The organism is Corynebacterium sp. ACRQP (genome assembly GCF_022345915.1).
Classification (GTDB): domain Bacteria; phylum Actinomycetota; class Actinomycetes; order Mycobacteriales; family Mycobacteriaceae; genus Corynebacterium; species Corynebacterium lehmanniae.
The window spans coordinates 1-15,344 of record NZ_JAKRMZ010000037.1; the positions used below are offsets into that span (position 1 = coordinate 1).

Here is a 15,344-nt window from a genome sequence, read left to right on the forward strand (position 1 = left end):
AGCCGGGTAACACGGTTGTTACGACTCAGCCGGATGTGACGTCGACGCAGCCGGGTAACACGGTTGTTACGACTCAGCCGGATGTGACGTCGACGCAGCCGGGTAACACGGTTGTTACGACCCAGCCGGATGTGACGTCGACGCAGCCGGGTAACACGGTTGTTACGACCCAGCCGGACGTGACGACGACCCAGCCGGGTAACACGGTTGTAACGACCCAGCCGGATGTGACGTCGACGCAGCCGGGTACGACGTTCCGTACGACTGAGCCGACGGTGACTGAGACAGCGCCGGCTCCGACTGTGACGACGACGATGCCGGTGACCACTGTGACTGCTCCGGCGGTGACGACCACTGTTCCGGGCTCCACGGTCGTGACGACTGAGCCGATCGTGACCACGACTGTTCCGGGAACCACGGTGTCTGAGACTCTGCCGCTGGTTCCTGGCGAGCCGTCTGAGGAGTCGACTGCTCCGATCACGACCACCACGGTCAAGCAGGGCTTTAACCCGAATCCGAGCATCCGTACCGTTGCGGAGTTCAAGGACGGCGTGAACGTTGTTCAAAACGGCAGCACCGTTGTGGACACTGTGTACTACTACGGCCTGGTTGCGGGTAAGAGCTACACGTTGGATGCGAAGCTCGTCGATAAGCAGGATGACGAAAACGTCCTGGGCACTGGTGCCGTCACCTTCAAGGTCCCGGGCACCGATGGCGAGCTGGCGAATGGAAACGTCAAGGTCGATATCGCTGTGACCAACGCACCGAACCCGGTGCAGGCTGCGGTTGCGTTCGAGCGTCTGACTTCCAAGGATGTCAACAAGGCAGGCGAGGAGACCGACGGCAAGAAGGTCAACGACATCGCCAAGCACGAGGACATCTCCGATGAGGACCAGACGGTCCGCACCGTGTTTGAGCCGAGCATCGCGACCAACGCGAAGTTCCAGGATGGCTCGACTGAGGTTGTTGCCGGCAACACTGTGATCGACACTGTTGATTACAAGGGACTCGTTCCGGGCAAGGAGTACACCCTGTCCGCGAAGCTGATGGAGCGTGTCGGTGAGAAGGCGCCGTATCAGGAGGGCAAGGTTCTGGGTACCGGCACCACGACCTTCACCCCAGAGACCACTGACGGTTCCGTTGAGGTCGAAATCAAGGTGAACGACGATGTCAACAAGCCGGTGAATGCCGCTGTTGCTTTCGAGGAGCTGACCTCCACCGAGGTTGATGAGAACGGGCAGGACAACTCGAAGGGCGGCGACACCCCGGAGACGTCCGACGACAACAAGATCGCTGAGCACAAGGACATCAACGACGCCAACCAGACTGTTGGTGCGCCGCACATCACCACTAACGCGAACTTTGAAAAGGGTTCGTCTGAGGTGACCAACGGTGCTGTGGTTGTGGATACTGTCACCTACGCCGGTCTTGTGCCGGGCAAGGAGTACACGCTCACCGCGCAGCTGATTGATAAGGCTGACGGCAAGACCGTTCTGGGTACCGGCACCGAGACCTTCACCCCGAAGGAAGCCAACGGCTCCGTGGATGTGAAGATCACTGTCGACAATGCTCCGGAAGACCGTGTTGTCACCGCTGCTGTGGCGTTTGAGGAACTGACTTCCACTCAGGTTGATAAGACCGGCAACGACAACCCGAAGGGTGGCGACACCCCGGAGACGTCTGACGACAACCCGATTGCTGACCACAAGGAAATCAACGATGAGGACCAGACGGTCCGTAACCCGAAGATCTCCACGAACGCGAACTTCGCTAACGGTGCACAGGAAGTCAAGAACGGCGTTGCCGTGGTTGACACCGTCACCTACGAAGGCCTCGTGCCGGGCAAGGTGTACACCCTGACCGCTGACCTTATTAATAAGGCAGACGGCAAGACTGTGCTCGGTTCCGGCAACAAGACGTTCATCCCGACTACTCCGAATGGTTCCGAGGATGTGACCATCGTGGTCAGCAACGCGCCGGAGGGTGAGACTGTCACCGCCGCTGTCGCCTTCGAGACGCTGACCTCCACGCAGGTTGACCGCGCTGGCAAGGAGAACCCGAAGGGTGGCGACACCCCGGAGACGTCTGACGACAATCCGATTGCTGAGCACAAGGACATCAACGACAAGGATCAGACCGTGCGCAGCCCGCGCATTGCTACCAACGCGAACTTCGCGGATGGCGCGAAGCAGGTTGAAAACGGCACTGTCGTTGTAGACACCGTTGAGTACTCCGGTCTGGTGAAGGACAAGACCTACACCCTGACCGCTGAGTTGAAAGAGCGCCTCGGCGAGGCTGCTCCGTTCCGTGAAGGCCGCACGATCGGCACGGGTACCGAGACGTTCACGGCTGAAGCCGAGAACGGCAAGGTCGATGTCCATATCACCGTCGAGGGCCTGAACGAGGGCGAGCAGGTTGCTGCCGCTGTTGCCTTCGAGGAGCTGACCTCCACCGAGGTCGACCGCAACGGCAACGACACCCCTGACGCTCCGGGTGCGAACAAGATCGCCGAGCACAAGGACATCAACGACGGTAAGCAGACCGTCGAGGGTCCGGTGAACACTCCGACCACTGAACCGTCTGCGCCGGGCGAGTCCACGGAGTCGACCGTTCCGGCCGTGCCGTCCGAACCGACTGAGCCGACGGCACCGGGTGAGTCCAGCGAGCCGACCACGCAGGAGACGACGCCGACCGCGCCGACGACTGACGTGTGCAAGCCGGTCACGTCGACCAGCACCGTTCCGGGCACCACTGAGCCGGGCACGATTGAGCCGGGGACTACGGTTCCGGGCACCACTGGTCCGGATACCACCATTCCGGGCACGACGGTTCCGGGCACCACTGGTCCGGGTACCACGGTTAAGGAGTCCACGACTGAGGTGACCACGGTTCCGGAGACTTGCGTTTCCACGACCGAGGAAGAGCCGACCCCGGACACTTCCGACGAGACCAGCACGGAGCCGACCGAACCGACTGCCCCGGAGACCTCTAAGGAGTCCACCACGACGGTTCCGGCTCAGCCGACCACGTCTGAGCAGACGACCGAGCCGACGAAGGTGACCACCTCCGAGCAGCCGACGAAGCCGACCACTCCGGTGGTTCCGTCGAACACGACCACCCCGGTTGTGCCGCCGGTTGTCTGGTTCCCGAACCCGCAAATCGGTACGACTGCTGACTTCGCCAACGGTGCGACGGAGGTTGTCTCCGGCACCGTGGTCAACGACACGGTCAAGTACCAGGGCCTGGTCCCGGGTAAGACCTACACGCTGACCGCTGAGCTGGTGAGCAAGGACGTCTACAACGAGCTGGTGAACCGCGACGCTTACGGCGACGCTATCATCGGCACCGGCACCAAGACCTTCACCGCGTCGGAGACTGGCAACGGCTCCGTGGTTGTGGAGATCCCGGTCGTAGACGGCATCGACACCCCGGTCCGCGCGGCTGTCGCCTTCGAGACGCTGACCTCCACCGAGGTCGACCGCGAGGGCAACGACAACCCGCAGGGCGGCGAGACGCCGAACGACGTCTCGGACGACAACCCGATCGCTGAGCACAAGAACATCAACGATCAGAACCAGACGGTTCGCAGCCCGAACGCTCCGGAGAACTCCGAGCCGTTCATCGGCACCAACGCGAACTTCGCTGAGGGTGCCACCGAGGTTGTGGCTGGCGCCACTGTGGTGGACACCGTCCGCTACACCGGCCTGGTTCCGGGCAAGACCTACACCCTGACCGCGGACCTCGTTGCCAAGCGCAGCGGCGCCATCATCGGCCAGGGCGAGAAGCAATTCGTCGCATCCGAGGCTGGCTACGGTTCTGTCAACGTCGACATCACCGTCGCCTCCTGGGTGACCAACCCGGTCTACGCTGGAGTGGCCTTCGAGCGCCTCACCTCTGTCGAGGTGGACGCGCAGGGCAACGAGCAGCCGGCAGGCAACCGCGTGCCGCAGCAGATCGCCGAGCACCGCGACATCAACGATGCCGCACAGACGGTGATCACCCCGGGTACCAGCGAAGGCCGTGACATCCCGGGTGAGCCGGGTGTGTCCACCAACGCTGACTTCTCCAAGGGTGCTGAAGTTGTCAACGGTGCCGTGGTGCGCGATGTGGTCAAGTACTGGGGCCTGGTCCCGGGCGCGACCTACACCGCTACCGCGCAGCTGATGGAACGCCTCGGCGAGTCCGCTCCGTACACCGAGGGCCGCGTTCTGGGTACCCAGTCCGTGACCTTCACCCCGGAGACTGCCTACGGCGAGATCGTGGTGGAGATTCCGGTGACCAACGCTGAGGGCGCCGTCCCGGCAGCCGTGGCGTTTGAGAACCTGACCTCCACCGAGGTTGACCGCAACGGCGACGAGAACCCGAAGGGTGGCAACACCCCGGACGACGTCACCGACGACAACCCGATCGCTGAGCACAAGGACATCAACGACGGCTACCAGACGGTCAACTCCAGCGAGGGCAACACCCCGCCGGCCGAGGAGACCACTCCCGCGACGACCGCTCCGGCAACGACCACCCCGGTCGCACCGTCGGAGGAGACCACCCCGGCTTCCTCCACCACGGCGCCGACCTCGGTTCCGGGTGAGGAGGGCAGCTCGGCTGACTTCGACAAGAAGAAGCTGTGGTGGCTGCTGCTCATCCCGGGTCTGGGTATGATCCCGGCAGTGCTCGGTGGCGGCAACGGCTCGTCCAAGCCGGCGCCGAAGCCGGCCCCGGCACCGCAGGAGAGCAAGCCTGCTCCGGCACCGTCCAACCAGCCGGCGCCTGCGCCGGTGGGCAAGCCGGTCCCGGCTGACAGCCCGCGTGGCGAGATCAAGCAGATCCCGTCCGGCGGCACCGTCCTCGAAGACGACATGCCGGCCTACATCTAAGGCACTGGCACTGGCGCCGCCCGGCAACGGGCGGCACCGGCCGAAGCCTGTAGGGCATAACCGAAAAGGCCCCGCACACCCGAGAGGGCGTGCGGGGCCTTTGGTCGTCGTAAAGCTTAAATGTCCCAGTCGCGCAGGATGCGGCCCACGTGGCCGGTGGCCTTCACGTTGTACTGGGCAGTCTCGACGGTGCCCTTGCCGGCGTCGTCCACAGACACCAGGAAGGTGGAGCGGATGACACCCTGGACCACCTTGCCGTAGTTCTTCTTCTCGCCGAACGCGCCGTAGGCCTCCAGGGTCTCCTTGGACGGGTCCGACAGCAGCTCGACGGTGAGGTCGTGGTCCGCGCGGAACTTCGCCAGCGCCTCCGGCTTGTCCGGGCTGATGCCGAGGACCTTCACGCCGGCGTCATCGAACTGGCTGAAATTCTCGGTGAAATCGCACGCCTCGGTGGTGCAGCCCGGGGTGTTGGCGCGCGGGTAGAAGTACACGATCACGCGGGAGCCGGCGAAGTCTTTCAGGGAGACGGTCTCGCCGCGGTCGTTGGACAGTGCAAACTCGGGGGCGGTGTCGCCGGTATCTAGGCGGATGGAGTCAGTCATACCACCCCGTTTTACACTAAGCTGATACCTCGGCGGCGGAAACGCCGAACGACAAAACTTTTAACAATCTGAGGAGCAATTTCCCATGGCACGTGACATCCACGACATCGAACGCGACCTCGAGCGCACCCGCAACCAGCTCGCCAGCACCCTGGACGAGCTCGCGGACCGAACCAACCCGAAGACCCTGGCCGGCAACGCCAAGTCCGAGGCCGCCAACTGGCTGCAGGACGAGACGGTGCAGAAGGTCATCGGCGGCGTTGTTGCCGGTATCGCAGTCCTGATCAGCATCAAGGCCTACAACGGCCGCAAGCGCAAGAGCGAGCTCAAGGAGCTGCAGAAGCTCCTGGCCAACCGCTAATCGACGCCCAAAGGTAAACCCCGCACATGTCCACCTCCATCTCTGGCAGCACCCCCGAACCGGGCCGCGGAAAGCACCGGCTCGAAGACCAGGACGACAGGCTTGACGGCCTGAGCAACGGCGAGGAAACACAACAGCGCCGCAAGTGGTGGCCGATCGTGGCCGTCATCGCGATCGCGCTGGTGCTGCTGCAGCTCGCGATCTTCGCGTTCCGCAACAACGACGACGAGCCTGCCGGCACCGATGCCGCCAGTGAGGCGCCGGCGGGGGAGAGTGTGGCACCGTCGGTAGGCGAGGCCCCTGAGGGCGCGACGGAGCAGGAGCCGGGCGAGGAGACCCCTGTGCCGACGGAGGGCGGCTACGTCGACCCTGAGGGCGAGCAGGAGGTGCAGTACGAGGCTGCGCCGGGCCAGTTCGACGGCATCGAGGGGATGGCGTTGAACGTCGGCGGGGACATCGCCGCGGTGGACCCGGTGCAGTTGACGGAAGCTGGCGCGCTGATCCCGCCGGCGGACGTCTCGCGCCTGGGCTGGTACTCCGCCTCGGCCGTGCCGGGTGCTGAGGGTGCCGTCGGGTCGTCGGTGATCACCGGCCACATCAACTACCAGGGCCAGGGCACCGGGTACGCGGCCCGCTTCGCCAACATGGCGGTGGGCCAGGAGTTTGACGTGCTCATCGACGGCACGCCGCGCACCTTCCGCGTCACCCAGGCGCCGTACCGCCTGCCGAAGGGCTCGGACTTCCCGCCGGAGGTCAACGACGCCACCGGTCCGAACCGCCTGGTGCTGATCACCTGCGGCGGCCAGTTCGTCGGCGGGGCGCTGGGGTACGCCGACAACATCATCACCATCGCCGAGCCGGTCGCACCGCCGGCACCGCCTGCGGTCTAACCCGAGTTCTCTTTCCTACCGCGCCGATGCGCTGCACAAAACGCAGTGTGTCGGCGCGGTTTTTGGGTTACGCTCAAACAGAACGAGAAAGGGCATACCAATGACGAATGAGCACGCGCAGACTACGCACGATCCGGAACTCGAACAGATGCGGCCCAGCAAGAAGCCGCTGTGGATCGCGGTGGCGCTGATTGCGGCGCTGGCGCTGGTGCTGACGTTCGCGGGGCCGTCGATACGCGCCGCGTTTTCGCCTGAGACCACAACCTCCGCCGACGGGGAGGCGGGCTACAACGACGTGGACGTCCACTTCCTCGGGATGATGGTGCCGCACCACGAGCAGGCGATCGACATGTCGGACGTCCTGCTGGATTCCGACGTGGAGGACGCCGACGTCCGCGACCTCGCGCAGCGCATCAAGGACGGCCAGGAGCGCGAGAACGAGCAGATGCGAGCCTGGGCTGACGAGTGGGGCATCCAGGACGACATGGAGCACCACTCCAAACACATCGCCAACGGCATGTTCCACCCGGAGCAGATCGCAGAGTTCGAATCAAAAACCGGCGACGAGCTGCGCACCGCGTTTTTGGAGATGATGCACTTCCACCACGCCCACGTCATCGACATGACGCAGGACGAGATCGACCGGGGCGGCTACGGCCCGCTGCGTGAGATGGCGCAGCAGATGGTCGACGTCCAAACCGCCGAGATGGGCGAGATGGAAGACCTGCTCGGCTACACGCCGAACTAGCGCTAGACCAGTTCCGCGCCGGCGTCGATCATCTCCTGGAGGGCGTCGGCGCCGCGCTTGTCGTCGACAGGCGAGCACATTGCCCGCAGCACGCTGACCTTGAAGCCTTCCTTCAGCGCGTCGAGGACGGTTGCGCGCACGCAGTGGTCGGTGGCGATGCCGCAGACATCCAGGTGGGACACGCCCTGCGTGCGCAGCCAGTCCGCCAGCAACTCGTCGTTGTCGTTGACGCCCTCGAAGCCGGAGTAGGCGGCGGTGTGGTGGCCCTTTTTGAAGAACTGGTCGATCAGTTCGGTGTTCACCGGGCCGCGGATCTGCGCGCCGTAGGAGTCGGCCCGGCAGTGCGGCGGCCACGAATCCACGAAGTCGGGCGCGTCCGAGAAGTGCGCGCCCGGGTCGATGTGCCAGTCCTGGGTGGCAACAATGCAGTCGTAGTCGTGGGTGCGGCTGTCCGCGGTGGAGATCAGTTCGGCGATTTTGGACGCCACCTCGTCGCCGCGGGCGGTGGCCAGCGCGCCGCCGGGGCAGAAGTCGTTCTGCACGTCCACGATCACTAATGCTGTCTTCATGGGCTTAAGCCTACTCTCAGGGGGCGGGCAGCGGGCGCAATGGCCAAATGCAGAACAAAACGAGGCCAGCAGGTAGAATTCCTGCTGGCCTCGCCGCGCATTGTGCGCCATCAGGGAATCGAACCCCGAACCCACTGATTAAGAGTCAGTTGCTCTGCCAATTGAGCTAATGGCGCGTATTTTGTTTTTCTCTGTCGCTCTCGGCAACGAAAAGAAACTGTAGCACCCACTCTGCCTAGCGTGAAATCGGCTGGTCAGGGGCGAGAAATCGTCGATAGGCAATGTGCGTAAACACACGCGCGACAATAGTGGACTTTGGCTGGTGAGGGGATAGAGTATGGGGGATTGATAAACAGTAGTTGTGTGAGGGGTTTGCCGTGGTCCGTCGAGTGGTACGCGCCTGTGCGCTGGTGGCTGCAGCGGCGACGCTGGCGTCGTGCACCATTGGGGACGCAGGCAAGCTGGAGCCGGCCGCGCACACCTCCGACGCCTCGCTGGTGGAAAAGACCACCGAGAAGGCCTCGCCGCGCCCGCCGAAGGTCAGCGTGGCAAACGGGGAGACCGGTGTCGCGCCGTTGGACCCGATCACGGTGACCGCCACCGCGGGGCTGTCCTCGGTGACCATGACCAACGAGGCCGGCAAGGAGATCGAGGGCGAGTTCGACGGCGACAAGTCTGAGTGGTCCGTCGCCGAGCCGCTCGGCTACGGCCGCACCTACACCGTGGAGGCGCGCGACAAAGAAGGCCAGAAGGTGGTGTCCTCGTTTACCACGCTGACCCCGGACGCGACGGTCAACGCCTACGTCGGCCCCTTGGACGGCGCGACCGTCGGCGTGGCGCAGGCCGTGACCATCCGCTTCGACAGCCCCGTCCAGGACACCAAGGCGATGGAGGAGCACATCGATGTGGAGACCTCCAACGACACCGAAGGCGCGTTCTTCTGGCTGGACCCGTACGAGGTGCGCTGGCGCCCGAAGGAGTACTGGGAGCCCGGCACTGAAGTCAGCGTGAAGGTGGACATCTACGGCCAGAAGCTGAGCAAGGGCGTCTACGGCGGCGAGGACAGCGAGACGAACTTCACCATCGGCGACAACGTGGAGGCCGTGGTGGACAACGCCGACAAGATGATGCGCGTCTATTCGGGAGGCGAGCTGGTCAAGGAGTTCCCGATCTCCCTGGGCACCGACAACGTCCACGACACCCCGAACGGTGTGTATGTGGTCGGCGACGAGCACGAGAAGCTGACCATGGACTCGCGCACCTACGGTCTCGCGCTGGACGCCGGCGGCTACGTCACGCCGGTGGACTACGCCACGCAGCTGTCCTACTCCGGCATCTACGTGCACTCCGCCCCGTGGGCGCTTGGCGCGCTGGGTAGCTACAACCAGTCCCACGGCTGCATCAACGCCTCCTACGACAACGCGCAGTGGTTCCAGAACTTTGTCAAGCGCGGCGACCCGGTGGTGGTGAAGAACACCGCCGGTGGCACGCTCACGCCTTACGACGGCCTGGGGTACTGGAACCTCGATTGGGAGCAGCGCTCCGGCGGTTCCGGTGAGCCGCTGTACGAGTAGGGGTGTGCTGGTTTTGGAATGTGGCAAATATTTGCCACATTGCTAAAACGGCATACCCGTGGCCGAACGGGAGGGGCCAGCCGGGGACAAACCAGGCGCCAACAACTAAGGCCTGGCCCGCGAATTTCTGCGGGCCAGGCCTTGAACTTTGGGGTGGCTGACGGTGCCTGGGGTCACGACATATTTGACGGGGTGTGCCTGCGGAAGGCGTTGTGATCCTTGACAGGTGAGTCGCGTCATTGTTGACACTTAGGGTTACCTCAGCCGTGTCGGTGACGCTTGACTGGTGAGTCGGGACATGTTTGACACCATGAACAGTCCCAACCGCAACCTCGCCATCGACAGAGCCGTCAGAGACCAAGGCGGCACACCCACCAACGTCGCCAAGCGCTTTGGCATCTCACGGCAACGCGTCCATCAGATCCTCAACGCCTACGACGCAGGCGGCGCCGAGGCAATCGCACCGAAATCGCGTGCCCCTCACACCCACGACTACCAACAGGCCTACTGGAAACACGGTGACCCACCACTTCGCCCCAAATGAACAAAACCGGCACCCCAGAATAAAAACAACTGGGATGCCGGTCCGTCCAGCATGTCGCGACTCATGCGTCAAGCATGACGCGACTCATGACATGGGGTGGCTGACGGGACTCGAACCCGCGACACCCAGGATCACAACCTGGTGCTCTACCAGCTGAACTACAGCCACCATCGCTGTTTTTGCAGCGGGATCTACCTTAGCCCCTCACCGTGTTTTAACAAAAACGGCTGGTAGGCGTCGGTTGCGCCTGCGGAAGCCTCCACGGCGGCCTCCGTGTCGGGCCCGGGGGCGGGCACGAACACGGAGCGTCGATAGTAATCAAGCTCGCGGATGGACTCCACAATGTCCGCCAGCGCGCGGTGCGCCATGCCCTTTTGCGGCTGGTTGAAGTACGCCTTGGGGAACCAGCGGCGGGAAAGCTCCTTGACCGTGGAGACGTCGATCATGCGGTAGTGCAGCGCCGCATCGAGGCGCGGCATCTGCGCCCTGATAAACGTGCGGTCGGTGGCGATCGAGTTGCCGGCCAGGGGTGCGGGATGCGCAGGGTCGCAATGCTTCTCGACGAGCCCGAGCACCGCATCCTCCGCCTCCGCGAGACTGACCTGGGACGCCTTGATGTCATCGAGCAGCCCGTTGTCGGAGTGCATCTGGGTGACAAAGTCGTCCATTTCGGCGAGCTCGGCATCGGTGGCGTGCACGACCAGGTCCACGCCCTCGTCGATAATGTTCAGCTCCGCGTCCGTGACCAGGGCGGCGACCTCCACGATGACGTGGCGGGAAGGGTCCAGGCCCGTCATCTCCAGGTCCACCCAGACGATGCGGTTGTCCTTGGCAGCGATGTCCATCTATTCCTCTCCCATCTGTGCGTAGAACTTGCCCATGATCGGCGGCAGCCACCCGCGCGGGGCGTAGTTGGACACCACGTCCATGGCCTTCGAAAGCGGGCCGGGCACGATGCGGCGGCGGTTCGCCTTCATGGCCCGGATGGTGTCGGCGGCGCAGGACTCGTAGGTGGTCCACAGAAAATCCGGCACGACCTTGTCCACGATGGTTTGCTCTTCTTCCGGGATGTGGGCCTCGCGCACCGGGCCCGGCGCGAGCAGGGTGACGTGCACCCCGGAATCCTTGAGCTCGTAGTGCAGCGCCTCGGTGAACATGTTCACGCCGGCCTTGGTGAACACGTACGTGGCGTTGTTTGGGATGGGCAGGTTGCCGGCGGCGGAGCCGACGTTGCACAGCGCGCCCTCGCCGCGCGGCACCATCTGGTCCAGCACGGCCTTGGTGATGCGGAACACCGCGGTGGCGTTCAGGTTGAACTGGTTCGTCTCATACTCCCAGTCCTGGGCCATGAACGGGCCGAAGCTGGCAATGCCTGCCGAGTTCACGCAGATGGAGATGGTGCGGTTTTCAATGTGGCGGATCAAGGCGTCCACGTCGCGCTGCTTGGACAAATCCCCGGCGAAGATCTCGACATCGATGCCGTGGGTGAGCGAGAGCTCGTCGCCAAGCTGCTGCAGCACGTCCTCGCGCCTTGCGACGAGGATGAGGTTGTGGCCTTCGGCCGCGAGCTGGCGCGCGACGGCCTCGCCGATGCCTTGGCTCGCGCCGGTGATCAGCGCGAACGCGCCGGGTGCAGGTGCGGGAAAACTCATGGGCTCGAATCTACCCGCCAGCGATCTCGCGCAGCGCGGCCGTGTGGTTTTCAAATGCCTGAGCGCCCGTTGCGGTGAGCGTGACCCACACCGTGTCCTTCGCGCGAGTGGAGCCGTACTCGCGGAAGCGCGTGACGTAGCCGTGCTCCTCCAGCCTGTCCAGCTGCTTCGACAGCGCGGAATCAGACAGGTCGGTTTTGTCTCGCAGCGAACTGAAGCGCATCTCGTGCCGGGAGCTTTGCTTCTCGACGGCTCCCGCGTGGAACAACGCAGCACAAATCTTCAACCGCGCCAGGGGGTGAATGACGGGGTCGATGGCCGGGGCGTTCATCCGTTCTTCTCCGAGTAGATCATGACGGCCGTGAACACGACGGCGGTGACGGCTCCGGCGATGATTCCGCCGACCACGCTTCCTTCTGGGACGAACCAGATCAGCGGCATGATGAGTAATGGGGTGAGGGCGGCGGCCCAGTTCGTTTTGGGGTCTTCCTGGAGCGGCTGCTTCATGCTCGGGCGCACGTTGCGGTTGTTGTCCCAGACAGCGTAGGCGATGTAGGCGATGACCATGAGAACGAACAGCACCCACCAGTACTTCCAGCCGATGATCGTGCCGGCGATTGTGATGCCGAAACTGGTGCCGAGGATGGCGTAAGCCCACGCCGGGGTGTGTTTGCGCTGCGATTCGTGCTCGATTCCGTCGATCTCCTCGAGCGCGGCGCGGGCTTCTTCTTGGGAGATCTGCGTTTGCGGCGGTTGGTTGCTTTCCATGTCCGCAAGTGTATTTCTTGCCAGGCTGGAAAGCAAGAGTTTTCGGAGGGGATATATGCGCGTTTGGTGGCCTCTACAAAAACCCGAACTCGCTCCGGCAGTGGTTGGGGGGTGGCGTGGGGAACCTTTGGTCGTCGATAGGCAAAAGCCCCCTGAGTTCAGGTTTTTGCGCTTAACCCGAACTCAGCGGGCGATTTGTGGGGTGGGGGCGTGAAAAAGGGCGGTCGAAGCCGCCCGAGTTCAGGTTTTGGCCGACGCGCTAAATTTCGTGCATTTCTTTGCCCTTGGTCTCCGGTGCGGAGAGGATGGCCAGCAAAGAGATTGCGGTGACGACCACCAGGTAGTAGCCCACAGCTTTCGGTCCGTACTGGGCGTTCAGTGCGGTGGCGATGAAGGGGGCGATGGCCGCGCCCAGGATGGACGAGACGTTGTAGGAGATGCCGGAGCCGGTGTAGCGCACGTTGGAGGGGAACAGCTCCGGCAGGATCGCGGACATCGGGCCGAAGATGAAGCCCATCAGGACCATGCCGATGAACAGGAAGATGCCCAGGGAAACCATCGTGAACGTCTCCGGGTTGAGCAGCCATTTAAAGCACAGGCCGTAGACGATGATCGCGGCGGAGGTCAGGCCCAAAGTTGGGCGTCGGCCGTAGGTGTCAGCCAGGTGCGCGGAGACGGGGATGCCCAGCATGAAGCCGAAGATGCAGATCAGCTGCAGTTTGAGGAAGGTCGGGTAGGCGACGCCCAGGCCCACACCCTCCTCGGCGGAGCCGATGCCGTAGGAGAGGAACCACGTGGTCACGATGTAGAACAGCGTGTAGCAGCCGACCATGATGAAGGTGCCCTGGATCAGCGGCTTCCACGCGGTTTTGAACACCTCGGCGAGCGGGGAGGCGGCCTTCTGGTCGTTCTGCTCGACCTGCTGGAACACCGGGGTCTCTTCCACCTGCAGGCGCACCCAAAGGCCGATGATGACCATCACGATGGACAACAGGAACGGGACGCGCCAGCCCCATGCCATGAAGGCGCCCTCGAAGTCGCCGGAGGTGTGGCCGAGCACGGTGACCAGGATGAGGAAGAGGCCGTTTGCCAGGAAAAGCCGAACGGTGCGCCGAGCTGGGGCCACATGCCGGCCCAGGCGCGGCGTCCCTTAGCTGCCGTCTCTGTGGACAGCAGTGCTGCGCCGGACCACTCGTCGCCAAGGCCCAGACCCTGGCAGAAGCGCATCAGAGCCAGCAGTGCAGGTGCCCAGATGCCGGCCTGGGCGTAGGTGGGCAGCAGACCGATGATGAAGGTGGCGATGCCCATGGTGAGCAGCGCGCCGACCAGGGTGGCCTTGCGGCCGATCTTGTCGCCGAAGTGGCCGAACAGCACCGAACCGAGGGGGCGGGCGATGAACGCGAGGCCGAAGGTGGCGAAGGAGGACAGCAGCGCCACCGTGCTGGACTCTGCCTTGGGGAAGAACAGGAACGGGAACACCGCCACCGCGGCGGTGGCGTAGATGTAAAAGTCGTAGAACTCGATGGTCGTTCCGATGGTGGAGGCAAGCCGGACGCGGCGGCGCTCCTCGGGCGTGGTCTCCCTAATCGCGGCCGGTGCCGCCGGCTGGGGTGTTGAGCCGTGTTCGACGCTCGTTGTCATGTCCCGTCCTTTGCGTTCCACTGTGTGGGAGGAGTCTCCCATTGAGTGGATTGAATGTATCACGCAGTGGGATGGTCGTTCCAAATTGGGCGAGGGGACGGAGCGGCTTGTAAAAGTCGTCCACTGGGACGGGTGTCCGATTTTAAAATCGCTGGTCACAGACTTATAGCCGGCGGGCTATGCAATGTTTTGCGAAGCCGAGCAAACAAAAACGGCCCGCCGCTGGAAAGCGGAGGGCCGTGGGAGCCTGGCGGGTCGGCAGGAGCCGGCAGGAGCAGGTCCGCGTCGTGTTCGGGCTACTCGCCGGAGACGTCGCCGTCGCGGACGTTGCGCTCGACCTGGTCGGTGCGCTCCTCGGTGTTCGGGTGCTCGTCCTTGTGGCCGGAGCCAGTCTGAAGGGTCTCGTCCTCGGCGTTTTCGAAGTCGTCCACAGAGCTGAAGTTGGTCGGGGCGTTGCCGATGCGGGCGGTGCCGGCGTCGATAAGCTTGTCCAGCTCGGACTCGGTGCTGCCGGAAACGTTGCTGTCGATGTTGTCAGCCATTAGTTCTTCCCGTCCCTTTCAAAGTCGTTGTCCTCGCCGGTTTCCTGCACGGAAGCGTCAGCGTCCGGGTCGGAGAGGTTGTTGATGCTGTCTTCGTCGACCGGGGAGTTCTTCTCTTCAGCCATGGTGTGGTCTCCTTACTTCACAAACGTGTATGCCCCACTGTAGGTGCGATCGAACAACCGCTGCAGGAAACCCCGTCTGAACAGGGGAAAGGAAAGCGACCCCAGCAGGATTAGGGCCGTGCAGATGGGTGGTGTCAACGGTTGAACTTGGCCTTTAGAGCGTCCAAGTCATGGTCGCTGGCGGGGATCTCATCGGCAGCGAAACACTTTCGGAAGCTGCCGAGGTGATTCGGATAGACGTCTTTGCCCGAGCCGGCAGCGCGGATTTTGCTATGTGGGCTACATACTCGTCGAAGTAGCCGATGTACATTCTGCCTCTCAAACACGAAAGCTGGGTTAAGGGTCAAAAAGTGTGTCCAGAATCGCGGATTTTTAGGGATTGACCTGTAGGTTTCAGGAAAGTATATGCTTCCGGGGCATGTATCTGGGTCTCGAGCGTTCAATCCTCGGTGTG

13 protein-coding genes, 2 tRNA genes and 2 pseudogenes are annotated in these 15,344 nt (G+C 63.4%); 6 read left to right on the plus strand and 11 right to left on the minus strand.

The window, feature by feature from the left end:
• The first annotated feature begins 35 nt into the window (after positions 1-35).
• Positions 36-4,874 (plus strand): VaFE repeat-containing surface-anchored protein, encoded by a 4,839-nt coding sequence (locus tag MHY23_RS11565; protein WP_239307672.1) that lies wholly within the window; start codon positions 36-38, stop codon positions 4,872-4,874.
• Between the two features lie 116 nt (positions 4,875-4,990).
• Here MHY23_RS11565 and bcp read toward each other — a convergent pair whose 3' ends face one another.
• Positions 4,991-5,476, minus strand: coding sequence for a thioredoxin-dependent thiol peroxidase (gene bcp, locus MHY23_RS11570; protein ID WP_239307673.1), 486 nt, complete (start codon positions 5,474-5,476; stop codon positions 4,991-4,993).
• 85 nt (positions 5,477-5,561) lie between these two features.
• On the opposite strand from bcp, the gene MHY23_RS11575 reads away from it, so the two are divergent.
• The 3 genes from MHY23_RS11575 (at position 5,562) to MHY23_RS11585 (ending at position 7,475) form a co-directional block, all read left to right on the plus strand.
• On the plus strand, positions 5,562-5,837 hold the full coding sequence (locus MHY23_RS11575) for a DUF3618 domain-containing protein (protein ID WP_181888980.1): 276 nt from the start codon (positions 5,562-5,564) through the stop codon (positions 5,835-5,837).
• A 26-nt stretch (positions 5,838-5,863) separates the two neighbouring features.
• Positions 5,864-6,727 carry a class F sortase gene (locus MHY23_RS11580; protein WP_239307674.1) on the plus strand — a complete coding sequence of 288 codons (864 nt, stop codon included), beginning with the start codon at positions 5,864-5,866 and terminating at the stop codon, positions 6,725-6,727.
• Between the two features lie 100 nt (positions 6,728-6,827).
• The gene (locus MHY23_RS11585) at positions 6,828-7,475 is read left to right on the plus strand and encodes a DUF305 domain-containing protein (protein WP_239307675.1); all 648 of its coding nucleotides are present in this window, start codon (positions 6,828-6,830) and stop codon (positions 7,473-7,475) included.
• Positions 7,476-7,477: 2 nt separating this feature from the next.
• On the opposite strand, the gene MHY23_RS11590 is transcribed toward MHY23_RS11585, so the two are convergent.
• Both MHY23_RS11590 and MHY23_RS11595 read right to left on the minus strand, forming a co-directional pair.
• A complete protein-coding gene (locus MHY23_RS11590) occupies positions 7,478-8,044 on the minus strand; it encodes an isochorismatase family protein (RefSeq protein ID WP_194989842.1) in 567 nt (188 codons plus the stop codon).
• A gap of 103 nt (positions 8,045-8,147) precedes the next feature.
• Positions 8,148-8,220 (minus strand) — tRNA-Lys (locus tag MHY23_RS11595).
• A 201-nt stretch (positions 8,221-8,421) separates the two neighbouring features.
• Between MHY23_RS11595 and MHY23_RS11600 the strand changes: the two genes are divergently transcribed.
• The gene (locus MHY23_RS11600; RefSeq protein ID WP_239307676.1) at positions 8,422-9,618 is read left to right on the plus strand and encodes an Ig-like domain-containing protein; all 1,197 of its coding nucleotides are present in this window, start codon (positions 8,422-8,424) and stop codon (positions 9,616-9,618) included.
• 310 nt (positions 9,619-9,928) lie between these two features.
• Positions 9,929-10,108: pseudogene (locus tag MHY23_RS11605) on the plus strand (helix-turn-helix domain-containing protein); the annotation flags it as partial.
• 146 nt (positions 10,109-10,254) lie between these two features.
• Here MHY23_RS11605 and MHY23_RS11610 read toward each other — a convergent pair.
• The 8 genes and pseudogenes from MHY23_RS11610 to MHY23_RS11940 all read right to left on the minus strand — a co-directional run bounded on the left by MHY23_RS11610 (position 10,255) and on the right by MHY23_RS11940 (position 14,890).
• Positions 10,255-10,330, minus strand: a tRNA-His gene (locus MHY23_RS11610).
• A gap of 23 nt (positions 10,331-10,353) precedes the next feature.
• Positions 10,354-11,007: an oligoribonuclease gene (gene orn / locus MHY23_RS11615; RefSeq protein ID WP_239307677.1), complete on the minus strand. Its 654-nt coding sequence runs from the start codon at positions 11,005-11,007 to the stop codon at positions 10,354-10,356.
• Positions 11,008-11,814 (minus strand): mycolate reductase, encoded by an 807-nt coding sequence (gene cmrA, locus MHY23_RS11620; RefSeq protein WP_239307678.1) that lies wholly within the window; start codon positions 11,812-11,814, stop codon positions 11,008-11,010.
• A 10-nt stretch (positions 11,815-11,824) separates the two neighbouring features.
• The gene (locus MHY23_RS11625) at positions 11,825-12,145 is read right to left on the minus strand and encodes a transcriptional regulator (protein WP_239307679.1); all 321 of its coding nucleotides are present in this window, start codon (positions 12,143-12,145) and stop codon (positions 11,825-11,827) included.
• Positions 12,142-12,582: a hypothetical protein gene (locus tag MHY23_RS11630; RefSeq protein ID WP_239307680.1), complete on the minus strand. Its 441-nt coding sequence runs from the start codon at positions 12,580-12,582 to the stop codon at positions 12,142-12,144. Before MHY23_RS11630 ends, MHY23_RS11625 begins: the two co-directional genes overlap by 4 nt.
• Before the next feature lie 259 nt (positions 12,583-12,841).
• Positions 12,842-14,223: pseudogene (locus tag MHY23_RS11635) on the minus strand (MFS transporter).
• A 296-nt stretch (positions 14,224-14,519) separates the two neighbouring features.
• A complete protein-coding gene (locus tag MHY23_RS11640) occupies positions 14,520-14,765 on the minus strand; it encodes a hypothetical protein (protein WP_239307681.1) in 246 nt (81 codons plus the stop codon).
• Positions 14,765-14,890: a hypothetical protein gene (locus MHY23_RS11940; protein WP_255714079.1), complete on the minus strand. Its 126-nt coding sequence runs from the start codon at positions 14,888-14,890 to the stop codon at positions 14,765-14,767. Before MHY23_RS11940 ends, MHY23_RS11640 begins: the two co-directional genes overlap by 1 nt.
• Positions 14,891-15,344 lie beyond the last annotated feature (454 nt).